This window comes from Pandoraea pnomenusa (assembly GCF_000767615.3).
GTDB classification, from domain to species: domain Bacteria; phylum Pseudomonadota; class Gammaproteobacteria; order Burkholderiales; family Burkholderiaceae; genus Pandoraea; species Pandoraea pnomenusa.
Genome location: NZ_CP009553.3, coordinates 1350622 through 1362816, shown reverse-complemented (window position 1 = coordinate 1362816; position 12195 = coordinate 1350622). Strand labels below are relative to the sequence as shown.

Annotated in this window: 11 protein-coding genes; 6 read left to right on the top strand and 5 right to left on the bottom strand. The window is 67.0% G+C overall.

Annotated elements, in window-relative coordinates; genetic code table 11:
- Positions 1–218: 218 nt before the first annotated feature.
- The 5 genes from LV28_RS30250 to badH form a co-directional block, all read right to left on the bottom strand.
- Positions 219–1388 (bottom strand): acyl-CoA dehydrogenase family protein, encoded by a 1170-nt coding sequence (locus LV28_RS30250; RefSeq protein WP_023594805.1) that lies wholly within the window; start codon positions 1386–1388, stop codon positions 219–221.
- 45 nt (positions 1389–1433) lie between these two features.
- Complete coding sequence (gene aliA, locus LV28_RS30245) at positions 1434–3077, bottom strand: cyclohexanecarboxylate-CoA ligase (RefSeq protein ID WP_038618423.1); 1644 nt, start codon at positions 3075–3077, stop codon at positions 1434–1436.
- A 129-nt stretch (positions 3078–3206) separates the two neighbouring features.
- A complete protein-coding gene (gene aliB, locus LV28_RS30240; RefSeq protein ID WP_023594803.1) occupies positions 3207–4361 on the bottom strand; it encodes a cyclohexanecarboxyl-CoA dehydrogenase in 1155 nt (384 codons plus the stop codon).
- A gap of 14 nt (positions 4362–4375) precedes the next feature.
- Positions 4376–5158, bottom strand: a complete 783-nt coding sequence (badI, locus tag LV28_RS30235; RefSeq protein ID WP_023594802.1) for a 2-ketocyclohexanecarboxyl-CoA hydrolase — start codon at positions 5156–5158, stop codon at positions 4376–4378.
- Positions 5159–5311: 153 nt separating this feature from the next.
- Positions 5312–6079, bottom strand: a complete 768-nt coding sequence (badH, locus tag LV28_RS30230; protein WP_038618426.1) for a 2-hydroxycyclohexanecarboxyl-CoA dehydrogenase — start codon at positions 6077–6079, stop codon at positions 5312–5314.
- Between the two features lie 180 nt (positions 6080–6259).
- Between badH and LV28_RS30225 the strand changes: the two genes are divergently transcribed.
- From LV28_RS30225 to LV28_RS30200, 6 genes are all read left to right on the top strand, one after another.
- A complete protein-coding gene (locus LV28_RS30225; protein ID WP_023594800.1) occupies positions 6260–6775 on the top strand; it encodes a MarR family winged helix-turn-helix transcriptional regulator in 516 nt (171 codons plus the stop codon).
- Positions 6776–6986: 211 nt separating this feature from the next.
- The gene (locus LV28_RS30220) at positions 6987–7460 is read left to right on the top strand and encodes a MarR family winged helix-turn-helix transcriptional regulator (protein ID WP_023594799.1); all 474 of its coding nucleotides are present in this window, start codon (positions 6987–6989) and stop codon (positions 7458–7460) included.
- A gap of 3 nt (positions 7461–7463) precedes the next feature.
- Complete coding sequence (locus LV28_RS30215) at positions 7464–9482, top strand: FUSC family protein (protein ID WP_023594798.1); 2019 nt, start codon at positions 7464–7466, stop codon at positions 9480–9482.
- Positions 9479–9688: a DUF1656 domain-containing protein gene (locus LV28_RS30210; RefSeq protein ID WP_023594797.1), complete on the top strand. Its 210-nt coding sequence runs from the start codon at positions 9479–9481 to the stop codon at positions 9686–9688. The genes LV28_RS30215 and LV28_RS30210 overlap by 4 nt, the downstream gene beginning before the upstream one ends.
- Positions 9685–10641: an efflux RND transporter periplasmic adaptor subunit gene (locus LV28_RS30205; protein WP_023594796.1), complete on the top strand. Its 957-nt coding sequence runs from the start codon at positions 9685–9687 to the stop codon at positions 10639–10641. Before LV28_RS30210 ends, LV28_RS30205 begins: the two co-directional genes overlap by 4 nt.
- Entirely contained in the window at positions 10638–12101 is a 1464-nt protein-coding gene (locus tag LV28_RS30200) for an efflux transporter outer membrane subunit (protein ID WP_038618429.1), read from the top strand. Before LV28_RS30205 ends, LV28_RS30200 begins: the two co-directional genes overlap by 4 nt.
- The last annotated feature ends 94 nt before the right edge of the window (positions 12102–12195 follow it).

Sequence of the window (12195 nt, the reverse complement as noted above, 5' to 3'; positions counted from 1 at the left end):
GCTGGCCTAGACGCTAACGCAACAAGCGTGCCAGGCGATGACCGATCCCGCGCAGCGCGTTGCAGGACAAGGCAGAACAGGAGAATTGTCTATGGGAAATGCCCGAAAGGCGTGCGAAATCTGCTGCACCGCAGCAGTGCAACGCGCTACGGAGCCCGGCGTACGCGCACCACGATGAGGCAGGCGCGCGCCGCCGTTCGGCACAGAGGGGGGGCCGGTCAGTCGTCCTGCATCAGGGCGCGACCGATGATCAACTGCTGAATCTGCGTCGTGCCTTCGTAAAGACGCAGCAAACGCACGTCGCGATAGAAGCGCTCGACCTTGTACTCGTTGATGTAGCCCGCGCCGCCGTGGACCTGCACGCCCCGGTCGGCCACGCGCCCCACCATCTCCGTGCAGAAGAGCTTGGCGCACGACGCCCGCGTGCTGACGTCGGCGTCGCGCCTGCCTGCGGGTTTGGCGTCGTATCGCAGGGCACAGTCCTGCACCATCGACCAACCGGCATACAACTCGGCCTGGCTGTCGGCGAGCATTGCCTGCACCAGCTGGAAATCGCCGATGCGCTGGCCGAACTGCTTGCGCTCGCGCGCATACGCGACCGATTCGTCAAGAATGCGCTGCGCCATGCCGCAGGCCAGCGCCGCCACATGCAGACGGCCCCGGTCGAGCACCTTCATGGCCGTCTTGAAGCCCTTGCCCGCCTCGCCCCCGATGATGTTCGCGGCGGGTACGCGCGCGCCCTGCAGCACCACGTCGCAGGTCTTCGTGCCGCGCTGCCCCATCTTCTTGTCGGGCTTGCCCAGCGAGAGCCCTGGCGTGTCGGCGGGCACGATGAACGCCGAGATGCCCCCCGCGCCCTCGCCGCCGGTGCGGGCCATGAGCGTGAACGCCCCGGCGCGGGGCGCATTGGTGATATAGCGCTTCACACCGTCGATCACATAGGTGTCGCCATCGAGCACGGCGCGCGTCTTGAGCGCGGCCGGGTCGGAACCGGCATCCGGCTCGGTCAACGCGAAAGACATGATCAGCTCGCCGCTGGCCACGCGCGGCAGCAGCTCGCGCTTTTGCGCGTCGGTGCCGTCCATCAGAATGCCCTGCGAACCGATGCCCACGTTGGTGCCGAACACCGAGCGAAACGCCAGCGACGTCTGCCCGAACTCGTAGGCCACGCGCACCTCCTGCGCCATCGACAGGCCAATGCCACCGAATTCCTCCGGGATCGACAGGCCGAACAGACCCATCGCCTTCATCTCGTCGACGATCGCGGCGGGCACTTCGTCGTGCTCCTCCACGTCGTTCTCGGCCGGCACCAGCCGTTCCCGAATGAAACGCTGCACGGCGGCGAGCAGCAGCTCGAACGATTCGCTATCCAGTCCTTTCGATGTCATCGATCTTCGATCCTTGAAGAATGCAGCGCCTGCGCACGCGCGTCCTCACGCGCCCGTGTGCAGCATCTCGCGCAATTTGAATTTCTGTATCTTACCCGTGGGCGTCGTCGGCAGCGTGTCGCGCACTTCGATCCGTTCGGGCCAGTATTGTCGTGCGACCTTGTGCGACGCCAGGAAATCGGTGATCGCCGGCAAGTCGATCGACTGCCCCGGGCGCGGCACCACCACCGCGCACGCGCGCTCGCCGAGCCGCTCGTCCGGATAGGCGACGATAGCCACCGTCGCCACCGCCGGGTGCCGGTAAAGCAGCGCCTCGATCTCGACGACCGGAATGTTCTCGCCGCCCCGGATGATCACGTCCTTGCTGCGCCCGGCGATGCGCACGTAGCCGCTGGGGTCGAGCCAGGCCATGTCGCCGGTGTCGAACCAGCCCTCGGCGTCGGTGCCGTTCCACTGCGGGCGTTTCAGGTACCCGCCGAAGTTCGAGCACGACCGCACCAGCAAACGTCCGGTTTCGCCCTGGGGCAACTCCCGCCCCTGCGCATCGACCACGCGCAGTTCCACGCCCGGCAGCGGACAGCCGTCCGTGGTCGACGCCCGCGTGTCGTCATCCTCCAGGCGCGTGAGCGTGACCGCCCCGTTTTCCGTCATGCCCCATGCCGACACGATCTTCGCACCGAGCACCTTGCGCGCCTGCTCGACCACCGGGCCCGGAATCGGCGCGCCCGCGCAGAGAAACGCCCGCAGCGTCGGCACCGTGGCGCCACCGGCCGCGACCGCCTTGGTCAGGTCGGCAAGAAACGGCGTCGACGCCATCGTGAACGTCACGTCATACGTGCGGATCAGGCGGACCGCCGTGGCGGGGTCCCACACGTCGAGCATGACGGCGCTGGCCCCGAGCACGATCGGCATCATCAGGCCGTACATGAAGCCGGTCTGGTGCGCGAGCGGCGAACCCATCAGCACGACGTCGTCGCGACCGAGCCGCATGCGCTCCGCATAGGCCCCAATGTTCGAGAACGTGGTGTTCGCGCTGTGCATCACCCCCTTGGGCTCGCCCGTGGTTCCCGACGTGTACATCAGTTGCATCACGTCGTCGGGCCGCGCGCGCGAAGCTTGCATCCCGGCGCGCTCGTCGTCGGTGGCCGCGGGCTCGCCGGCCATGAGCACGGCATCGAAGCCATCGGGCGAGGCGGCGTCCCCGACCACGATCACGTGTTCCAGCGCCGGCAGGTCGGCCTGCAGCGCACGCGCCATGGCGGCGTGATCGAAGCCTCGGAACATATGCGGCACGATGAACACCTTCGCTTCGCCGTGACGCAGCATGAACGAGAGTTCGCGCTCGCGAAAGATATGCATGAGCGGGTTGAGCACGGCGCCGATGCGGGCGCAGGCGAGATAGCTCACCGCGAACGGCCAGCCGTTGGGCAACTGGCAGGCAACGACGTCGTCGCGCCGCACGCCGCGTCGCCACAGGCCGAGCGCCAGACGCTCGGCGGCGTCGGCAAGCGCGGCATAGGTCAGTTGCGTCGTCTCGCCGTTGGCCGTCGAGACGGCCGTGAGCGCCACTTTGTCCGGCGTGGCCGCAAGCGCGGCCTCGAGCGCATCGTTGATCGTCCGCTCGGGCCACCAGCCGCGCGCCACGCTCTGCTCTCGCCTCGGGGGAAGCAACACCGCATCGAATTCCATCGCATCGTCTCCTGTGCTGTCGCAACGCTCACGTTGTTATGGTCTTGCGCCTGCCTGTCCTGCACCTGCTGTCGTACCGCGCCGTCGCCGCAACGACTGGCGACGAGCGGCAACGGGCCGCTCGCGCCCTCAGACGGGCACCGCCTGCCGGCCCGCGCGGGTCCGGGCGATGATCGTCTTCATGATCTGCGCCGTACCGTCGCCGATCTGAAAGCCAAGCACGTCGCGCAACCGTTGCTCCATCAAGCCCCGGTCGTAGCCGCCATGGCCAAACATGAGCAGGCACTGATGGATCGCATCGTAGGCGAGCTTCGGCCCCCACCACTTGCACATCGCGGCCTCGGCGCTGTGCGGCAGGCCACGATCCTTGAGCCACAATGTCTGCAGGCACAGCAGACGGGCCGCCTCGACCTGCGTGTCGAAGTCCGCCAGCGGATGCGACACCCCCTGGAAGGCCGAGAGCGGTTTGCCGAACGCTTCGCGCTGCGCGACGTATTCCCATGTCTCGTCAAGCGAGGCGCGCGCGACGGCCAGCACCTGCAGGCCAATGAGCGCGCGCGAGAAGTCGAAGCCCTGCATCACCTGCACGAAGCCCTCGCCGGGCGCGCCGAGCACGTGGTCGGCGGGCACTTTCACGTTCTCGAAGAACAGCGCGCCGCGCCCGATGGCGCGCTGTCCGTGGCAATCGAACCGCTGGCGCGTCACGCCCGGCAAATCGAGCGGCACGAGAAACGCGGAAATACCGCGAGCACCCGATGCCACATCGCCCGTGCGCGCGAAGACCACGGCGGCATCGGCCTGATCGGCCGCGGAGATGGATGTCTTCTCGCCGTTGAGCACATAGTGGGTGCCGTCGAACTCGGCGCGCATGCGCAGGTTGGCGGCGTCCGAGCCGCCGCGCGGCTCCGTGAGGGCGATGGCAAGCAGCGTCTGTCCGCGGGTGAGCTTGTGAAGCCAGGGCGCCACGATCTCCGGCTGCCCGTGCTCGGCAAGAATCTGACCGTTGAGCGACGCCAGCAGATTGATATACGACAGACTCAGATCGGCACGGGCGACGGCTTCGTGAATCACCCCCGCGGCGAGCCGCCCCATGCCCTGCCCGCCGTACGCTTCTGGCAGTTCCGGTGCGATCAGGCCAAGCTCGCCCATCTCGCGCATGATGGCGCGGTCGAGCACCCGGGTGCGGTCGCGTTCGAGAAAGCCGGGCGCGATGCGCGCCTGCGCGAAGCGCTGCGTGTGCTCGGCCAGCGCGACGAGGTCGTCGTCGAGATACGGATTGTGCATCGCGTCTGCCTCGCTTACTTTGCGTATTTGCGGAAGTCGGGTTTGCGCTTTTCCTGGAACGCGCGCACGCCTTCGCGCGACTCTTCCGTCTCGTAATAGAGTTTGAGGGCGTACATGCCCATGCCCGCAATGCCGGCTTGCTGCGCGGTGTCCATGTTGAACGAGCGCTTTGCGATCGCGATGGCCGTCGGGCTGCGCTCGAGAATCTCGTCGCACCACTTCTGCACCTCGGCGTCGAGCTGATCGTGGGGCACGACAGTGTTCACCAGGCCCATCGCCAGCGCCTCGCCGGCCGGATAGCGGCGGCACAGATACCAGATCTCGCGCGCCTTCTTCTCGCCGACCACACGGGCGAGAAATGCCGTGCCGAAACCGGGGTCGACCGACCCGACCTTGGGGCCGACCTGACCGAATACCGCCCGCTCCGACGCGATCGTGAAATCACACAGCGTGCAGATCACATTGCCGCCCCCGATGGCATAACCCTGCACGCGCGCGATGACCGGCTTCGGCACATCGCGAATCGCGTTATGCAACTCCTCCATCGGCAGGCCGATGGTGCCGCGTCCGTCGTACTGACCTTCATGCGCCGATTGATCGCCGCCGGTGCAAAACGCCTTGTCACCCGCCCCGGCCAGCACGATGCTCGCGATCTCGCGGTCGTAACCCGCCCGGTTGATCGCGTGAATCAGTTCGTCGCAGGTGCGCCCGCGAAAAGCGTTCATCTTCTCGGGACGGTTGATCGTGATCCAGGCCGCGCCGTTGCGCACTTCATACAGAATGTCTTCGTACTGCATCGTCTCGCTCCTTGCCGCCATGCGCGAGAGCGCATGGCGATCGTGATGTCGATGGCATGTCGCCGGGCGATCGTCGTGTCATCGTCCAGAGATCGCCGGTAAGTCGTTCGAATGTCGGTCGGGCGTCGGTCCAATACCCCGGGCAGGAGCGCGTCAGCCGTTCATCGTCAGGCCGCCGGACACACTGAGCACCTGGCCCGTGACGAACGCGGCGTCGTCGCTCGCGAAGAACGCGATCGCCCCCGGCAGATCCTCGGGCTGGCCGATGCGGCCGAGCGGAATCGCCCGCGTGAACGCTTCGACCAACTTCTCCGGATTGCCCGCACCTTCCTTGTAGTCGGCGAAGAGGGCCGTATCGGTCGGCCCCGGACAGACGACGTTGACGGTGATGCCGTGACGGGCATGCTCGCGGGCGAGCGTCTTCGAGAACGCCACCAGCCCCCCCTTGCATGCCGCATACACGGCTTCGCCCGACGATCCGGCGCGCGCGGCGTCAGAGGCGATGTTCACGATCCGGCCACCGCGGCGCTCCACCATCTGCGGCAGCACCGCATGGTGCATGTGCAGGGCGCCCACGAGATTGATGGCGATCAGGCGCTCCCACTCCGGCGGCGTCGTCTTGATGAACGGCTTGAAGATGTCCCACCCGGCGTTGTTGACGAGCACGTCGACCGGACCCAATGCCGACGACGCGGCGGCGACGGCCGCATCCACCTGTTCGCGCAACGTGATGTCGCAGGCAAATGCCTGCGCGCGGCCGCCGGCTGCCACGATGTCGCCCGCGACACGTTCGGCGGCGGCGCGATCGCGGTCGAACACCGCCACGGCCGCCCCCTCGCTCCCGAGTCGCCGGCACGTTGCCCCGCCGATCCCGCCCCCGCCGCCCGTCACGATGACGGTCTTGCCTTCGAACCGCTGCATGTCTCGCCTCCAGAGTGCTGGCGGGGCGCGGTATCCTTGGTCATCTCGCAGATCCCGGCCCGCCGATCAAATTACGTCAATATATTGACGTATACTAGTCACGACGTCGGTGATGCGCAAGCATGAGAAAGCGGAGACAACGATATGGAATACCCTAATAAAAATCTGGAAATTACGCGAATGGAATTGGCTAACCGGTTGTTCTTCCGGTTATATCAATGCGCCAACATGTTGCATAAAACCGGTACCCGTGCCGTGGAAAGCCTGGGCCTGACGACACAGCAATGGGCGGTGCTCGGCGCACTGTCGCGCCCAGAGGTGCCCGATGGCATGAGCGTGGGGGAGCTTGCGCGGTACCTGATGGTGAGCCGTCAGAATCTGTCGGGCCTGATCAGCCGCATGGAGCGCGACGGACATGTCGTGAGCACCCCGGACGGACGAGACCGCCGCTCGCGGCGCGTGACCATGACCGAGCGAGGGCACAAGGTATGGCACCGCGAAGCCGTGCCGCGCATTCACGGCTACTACGGCCAGGCGCTCGACGAGTTCTCGACCGGCGACATGACGCACACACTTCACTACCTTCTCAAACTGCTCGAGAACATGAAGCGCATCGACGAGGCGGCGGGCCCCACGGGCTCGGCGGATGCCTCGGCGACGCCCGACGAAGCAGACGAAGACGCGGATGAACGCTAGCGAGGCAGCGTCCGATTTCGGGACGTGACGCGCCGACCCTCGAAAATAAAACCGGCGCGCACGGGCCGAAATCACGCCTCGCCCCCACGCACACGCGGTTTCTCAATTCCCGCAAACCCCCGCCCCGCCTCGCTTTCCAACGACTCCGCCGTCTGGCGCAATGCGCCATTAACTAGCATCCTAATTATTAGTTAACATATAATCTTTCGCCATGACCTCCCTAGAATCGCTCCGTTTTGTCTTCACCAGCCATCTGCTGCTGGCAGGCAAACAGTGGCGCCAGTTGTCGCAGGGCGCGATCGTCGAATACGGGATTTCCGCGGCGAGCGCGGGCCCGTTGCTGTTCATCCGCCGGCTCGGCCAGGGGGTGCGTCAGGTCGAGCTCGCCGAGTACGTCGGGCTCGAGGGTGCATCGCTGGTGCGGCTGCTCGACCAGTTGTGCGCGGCCGGGCTGGTGCTGCGCGAAGTCGACATCAGCGACCGCCGCGCCAATGCGCTGCGACTGACGCAGGCCGGCGAGGCGCTCGCCGAAAAGCTCGAAATCGAACTCAGCCAATTGCGCGCGAAGGTGTTCGCGAGCATCCCGCGCGAGGATTTCGAGGCGGTGTTACGCGTGTTCGAAGCCCTCTCCAGCGCGGCGGGACCCGACGGGTCGATCCTCGCCATGGCGCCTCCCAAGAAGTAAACCGTGCTCAATTGGCCCTCTTCACGCGACTGGATTTTCTCCATCAAGGCGTTCAGCGCCTCGATGCTGGCGCTGTACATCGCGCTCGCGCTGGGACTACCGCGCCCCTATTGGGCGATGGCCACCGTCTACATCGTGTCGCACCCGCTCACGGGGGCCACGCGCTCCAAGGCGCTGTACCGCGTGCTCGGCACGCTGCTCGGCGCGGCCGCCGCCATTGTTTTCGTTCCCGCGCTCGTCAACACGCCTGAGCTGTTGATGGCGGCCGTCGGCCTGTGGACCGGCACGCTGCTTTACATTTCGCTGCTCCACCGCTCGCCGCGCAGCTACGTTTTCCTGCTCGCGTCGTACACACTCCCACTGATCGCCCTGCCCGCCGTGAGCACCCCGAGCGGCATCTTCGACATCGCCGTGGCGCGCGCCGAAGAGATCATTCTCGGCATCGTCTGCGCGAGCGTGGTCGGCGCGATCGTGCTGCCCACCAGCGTGGCCAGGGTATTGCACGACCGCTCCGCGCGCTGGCTGACCGACGCCGCGCGCTGGACCACGGACATGCTCTCGGCCGATCCCGACGGCAAAGCCGCGCGTCACATGAGCCGCCACCGCATGGCGGCGGACATTCTCGCGCTCGACCAGTTGATCAGCCAGCTCTCGTACGACGCCGACACTTCCGAGCGCGTGCGCGACGCGCAGGAATTGCGCGGGCGCATGACGATGATGATGCCGGTGCTCTCGACCGTGGCGTCGCTCGTGCATGCGCTGCGGCAGCATCCACAAGGCGCGCCGCAAGCGCTCGAAGCCAAGATGGCCGACGTCGTGGCGTGGTTGCGCCTGGGCGCGCCGTCGCCTGCTCCGGCCCACCTGCTCAGCCCGGCAAGGTCCGCGGGCGAGGCGTCGGACTGGTACGGCGCGCTGGTCTCGGCCACCGAAGACCGTCTGCGCTCGCTCGTTCAGCTCTGGCAGGACTGCGCCACGCTGCAACGCCGCTTCGGCCAACACGATACCCCCGGCGCCGAGGGTGCCACCGCCCCGTGGTCGCCCGCCTTCCAACACTGGGAACTCGGCGGCGCGCGGCATTACGACCACGGGCTGTTGCTCTTCTCGACGATTTCCGCCGCGCTGTGCACGTTTCTCATGGGCATGGCCTGGATCTACACGGGCTGGAACGACGGCGCCGCCGCCGTTTCGCTCGGCGCCGTCGCCTGCTGCTTCTTCGCCGCGCTGGACGAGCCGGCACCGTTCATCCGCTCATTCTTCTGGGCGACGGCCGTGTGCGTGGTGTTCGCCGCCGTGTACGTGTTCTTCATCCTGACGAACGCCCACGACTTCGGCCTGCTCGTGGCGCTGTTCGCGCCGCCATTCCTGTTGCTGGGAACGTTGATTCCGCAGCCGCGCTTCACCATGGTGGCCATGCTCGTGGCGGTGAACACGGCGACCTTCGTGGGCATCCAGGGCGGATACAGCGCGGACTTCCAGGGATTCCTCAACGGCAACGTCGCCGGTCTGGCAGGCGTGCTGTTCGCGTTGCTCTGGACGTTGCAGACGCGCCCGTTTGGCACGCGCGTGGCCATGCGACGGCTGATCCACTCGAGCTGGCGCGACATCGCGAAGAACGCGGTGGGTCGCTCCGTCGCCGAGCACGGCCGCCTGCGCGCCCGCCTGCTCGATCGTCTCGGGCAACTCGTGCCGCGCCTGGCCGCGAGCGAGAGCGAAACGTCGAGCGACGGCTTTACCGAAGTGCGCGTCGAACTCTCCGCACTGGCGCTGCAGCGCGAGCTGCCGCACCTCAATCCATCGCAGCGCGACGCCGTGCAGGCCGTGCTCACCGACGTGGCGCGCTTCTATCAGGCGCGGCTCGACGACAACGTGAGCGAGCCCGACACGACGCTGCGCGACAAACTGCTGGGCGCGGTGCGCTCGTTGGTGGCCCACAGCGACCAGGCCTCGCGCAGCGCGCGCGCCTCGCTCATGGACATCCACGTCGCGTTGTTCCCGGCGCCGCGCCCGGGGAGTGCTCAATGAGCGGAGAGATCGATATCTATGGCGTTTTCGTGCCGACGCTGCTGGCCCTGATGGTCGTGGCGTTCGTGCTGACCGGCGCGCTTCGTTTCGTACTGGCGCGCATCGGCTTCTACAAGCTGGTCTGGCACCGTTCGTTATTCAACCTTGCTGTGTACATCATCGCGCTGGGCGGCATTGTGGCCATCGCGCGCGCCTTCCATCCATGAAACTGAAACTTCGCTCTCTCGGCCCCGTCGTTCTGACGCTCGCAGTTTCCTGCGTCGCGATCTTCGTGCTGCTGCACCTGTGGGACTACTACACGGTCGCCCCCTGGACTCGCGACGGTCGCATCCGCGCCGACATCGTGCAGGTGGCGCCCGACGTCTCCGGCCTCATCACGGATGTCGAAGTCAAGGACAACCAGTCTGTGCGCCGCGGCGACCTGCTGTTCGTGATCGACCGTGACCGCTATACGCTTGCCTTGCAACAGGCCGAAGCGAATGTGGCCGCCAAACGTGCCACGCTCGCCCAGGCCCGCCGCGAAAACGCACGCAACCATCAGTTGGCGGAAGTCGTGGCCAAGGAGGTCGTGGAGGCCGGCCAGGCCAAGGTCGAATCGGGCGAAGCCGCCGTGGCACAGGCCGAAGCGGCGGTACGGCTCGCGAAGCTCAATCTCGAGCGCACGCGCGTGGTCGCGCCGGCCGATGGCTATCTGAACGACCGGCTGCCGCGCGTGGGCGACTACGTCACGACCGGCCGCCCCGTGCTGTCGATGGTCGACGCCAACTCGCTGCACGTCGAAGGCTATTTCGAAGAAACCAAGATGCGCGGCATTCACATCGGCGACCGCGTGGAAATTCGCCTCATGGGCGAGCACAAGGTGTTGCACGGTCACGTGCAGAGCATCGTCGCCGGCATCGAAGACCGCGACCGCACGAGCGGCGCGTCGATGCTGCCCAACATCAACCCGACCTTCAACTGGGTACGCCTCGCGCAGCGCATTCCGGTGCGCATTGCCCTCGACGACGTACCGGCCGACATGCGCCTCGTGGCCGGGCGCACGGCGACCGTGACTATCGTGGAAGGGGGCACCGGCACCGCGAAGACCGGGGGCAAGGCGGCGCGGAACGACGGCACTGCCACCACGCTGGCGGGCACCCGCACCGGGGCCGGTCAATGAGTCCGCGGATATTGCTGACGAGCGCGGTGACCGCGGCGCTCGTGGCCGGCTGCACAACCGTCGGCCCCGACTACCACCTGCCGCAGACGTCGGTGATGCGCGCGCCTGAAGCGAACGGCCCGCTCGTCGGTGGCACGCAACGCGGCGTCTCGATCGGCGCCGTGCCCGACGACTGGTGGCAACTCTACGACGACGCGCGACTCGATGCGCTCGTCAAGGAAGCGCTCGCGGCGAACACGCAGGTGCGGGTCGCCGTCGCCAACGTGCAGCGCGCCGTGGCGATGTATCACGAAGTGGCGTCGGAGAATCTGCCGCAGGGCGGCGTGGAAGCCAACGCCGCCCGCGCGCAGCTCTCGGGGGAGAGCTTCCTGCAGGAAGAGAAGTTGCCGGTCATCAATCTGGCGGCGGCGGCCTTGTCCGTCTCGTATCAGATCGACTTTTTCGGCAAGCTCGCGCGCGCCGATGAGGCCGCCCTCGCGGCGGCCGAAGCCAGTCAGGCGGCATTGGACGTCGCCCGCGTGAGCGTGGCGGCGGAGACCGTGCGCGCTTACGTGCAGGGGTGCGCCGCCAATCACGAATACGACATCGCCCGCGAACAGCTGGCGCTGCAGGAAAAAAGCGTGGAAATCACGCGCAAGCTCGTCGACGCCGGTCGGGAACAGCCGACGGATCTGTTGCGCGCCCAGGCGCAGGCCGACATGCTGCGCGCCACGCTGCCGCGCTTTCAGGCGCAGCACGATGCGGCGACCTATCGCCTCGCGGTGATGCTCGGCAAAGTGCCCGGCACGATCGACGCCAGCGCCACGCAATGTCGACACATCCCGAAATTGCGCCAACCGCTGCCGGTCGGCGACGGCACCGCACTGCTCAAGCGCCGCCCCGATGTGCGCCAGGCCGAGCGGGAACTGGCGTCGGCCACGGCCAGGATCGGCGTGGCGACCGCGGATCTCTATCCGTCGATCCGGATCGGCGCCTCGGTCGGCGCCAGCGGCATGCTGGAGCACTTCGGTCAGGCGCGCACGGAACAATGGTCCGTCGGACCAATGATCACATGGTCGTTGCCGACCAACGGCGTGCGATCGCACATCAAGGGCATGGAAGCCGGCGCGAACGCCGCGCTCGCCCACTTCGACGGTGTGGTCCTCAAGGCATTGCAGGAAACGCAAACTTCGCTCTCGGCCTACAGCCGGGAACTGCAACGCGACGACGCGTTGCGCGACGCCCGCGACAAGTCGCGCGCCGCGGCCGACCAGAATCGCAGGCTCTATCGGGCCGGCCGCGCGCCATACCTGACCAGTCTCGACGCCGAGCGCACGTACGCCGGCGCGCAAGCGGCCCTGGCGGCATCGGAAACCCAGTTGGCAATGGATCAGGTCAACCTGTTCCTCGCGCTCGGCGGCGGATGGCAGTCGAGCGCCAATACCGGCGCGCATACGACGAAGACCGCGGCGAAGGAGTAGTCCGGAAATGCACAAGCCCCGTCGGGAACGAATTCTCGGGCGGGGCTGTGGACAGTGACGCGGTACGGCGTCGAAGACTGGAATCGCGCGGCTC

Coding starts and splice junctions, on each gene's coding strand:
- LV28_RS30250 (WP_023594805.1), bottom strand. CDS start 1,388: ATGACATCGAAAGGACTGGATAGCGAATCGTTCGAGCTGCTGCTCGCC.
- aliA (WP_038618423.1), bottom strand. CDS start 3,077: ATGGAATTCGATGCGGTGTTGCTTCCCCCGAGGCGAGAGCAGAGCGTG.
- aliB (WP_023594803.1), bottom strand. CDS start 4,361: ATGCACAATCCGTATCTCGACGACGACCTCGTCGCGCTGGCCGAGCAC.
- badI (WP_023594802.1), bottom strand. CDS start 5,158: ATGCAGTACGAAGACATTCTGTATGAAGTGCGCAACGGCGCGGCCTGG.
- badH (WP_038618426.1), bottom strand. CDS start 6,079: ATGCAGCGGTTCGAAGGCAAGACCGTCATCGTGACGGGCGGCGGGGGC.
- LV28_RS30225 (WP_023594800.1), top strand. CDS start 6,260: ATGGAATTGGCTAACCGGTTGTTCTTCCGGTTATATCAATGCGCCAAC.
- LV28_RS30220 (WP_023594799.1), top strand. CDS start 6,987: ATGACCTCCCTAGAATCGCTCCGTTTTGTCTTCACCAGCCATCTGCTG.
- LV28_RS30210 (WP_023594797.1), top strand. CDS start 9,479: ATGAGCGGAGAGATCGATATCTATGGCGTTTTCGTGCCGACGCTGCTG.
- LV28_RS30205 (WP_023594796.1), top strand. CDS start 9,685: ATGAAACTGAAACTTCGCTCTCTCGGCCCCGTCGTTCTGACGCTCGCA.
- LV28_RS30200 (WP_038618429.1), top strand. CDS start 10,638: ATGAGTCCGCGGATATTGCTGACGAGCGCGGTGACCGCGGCGCTCGTG.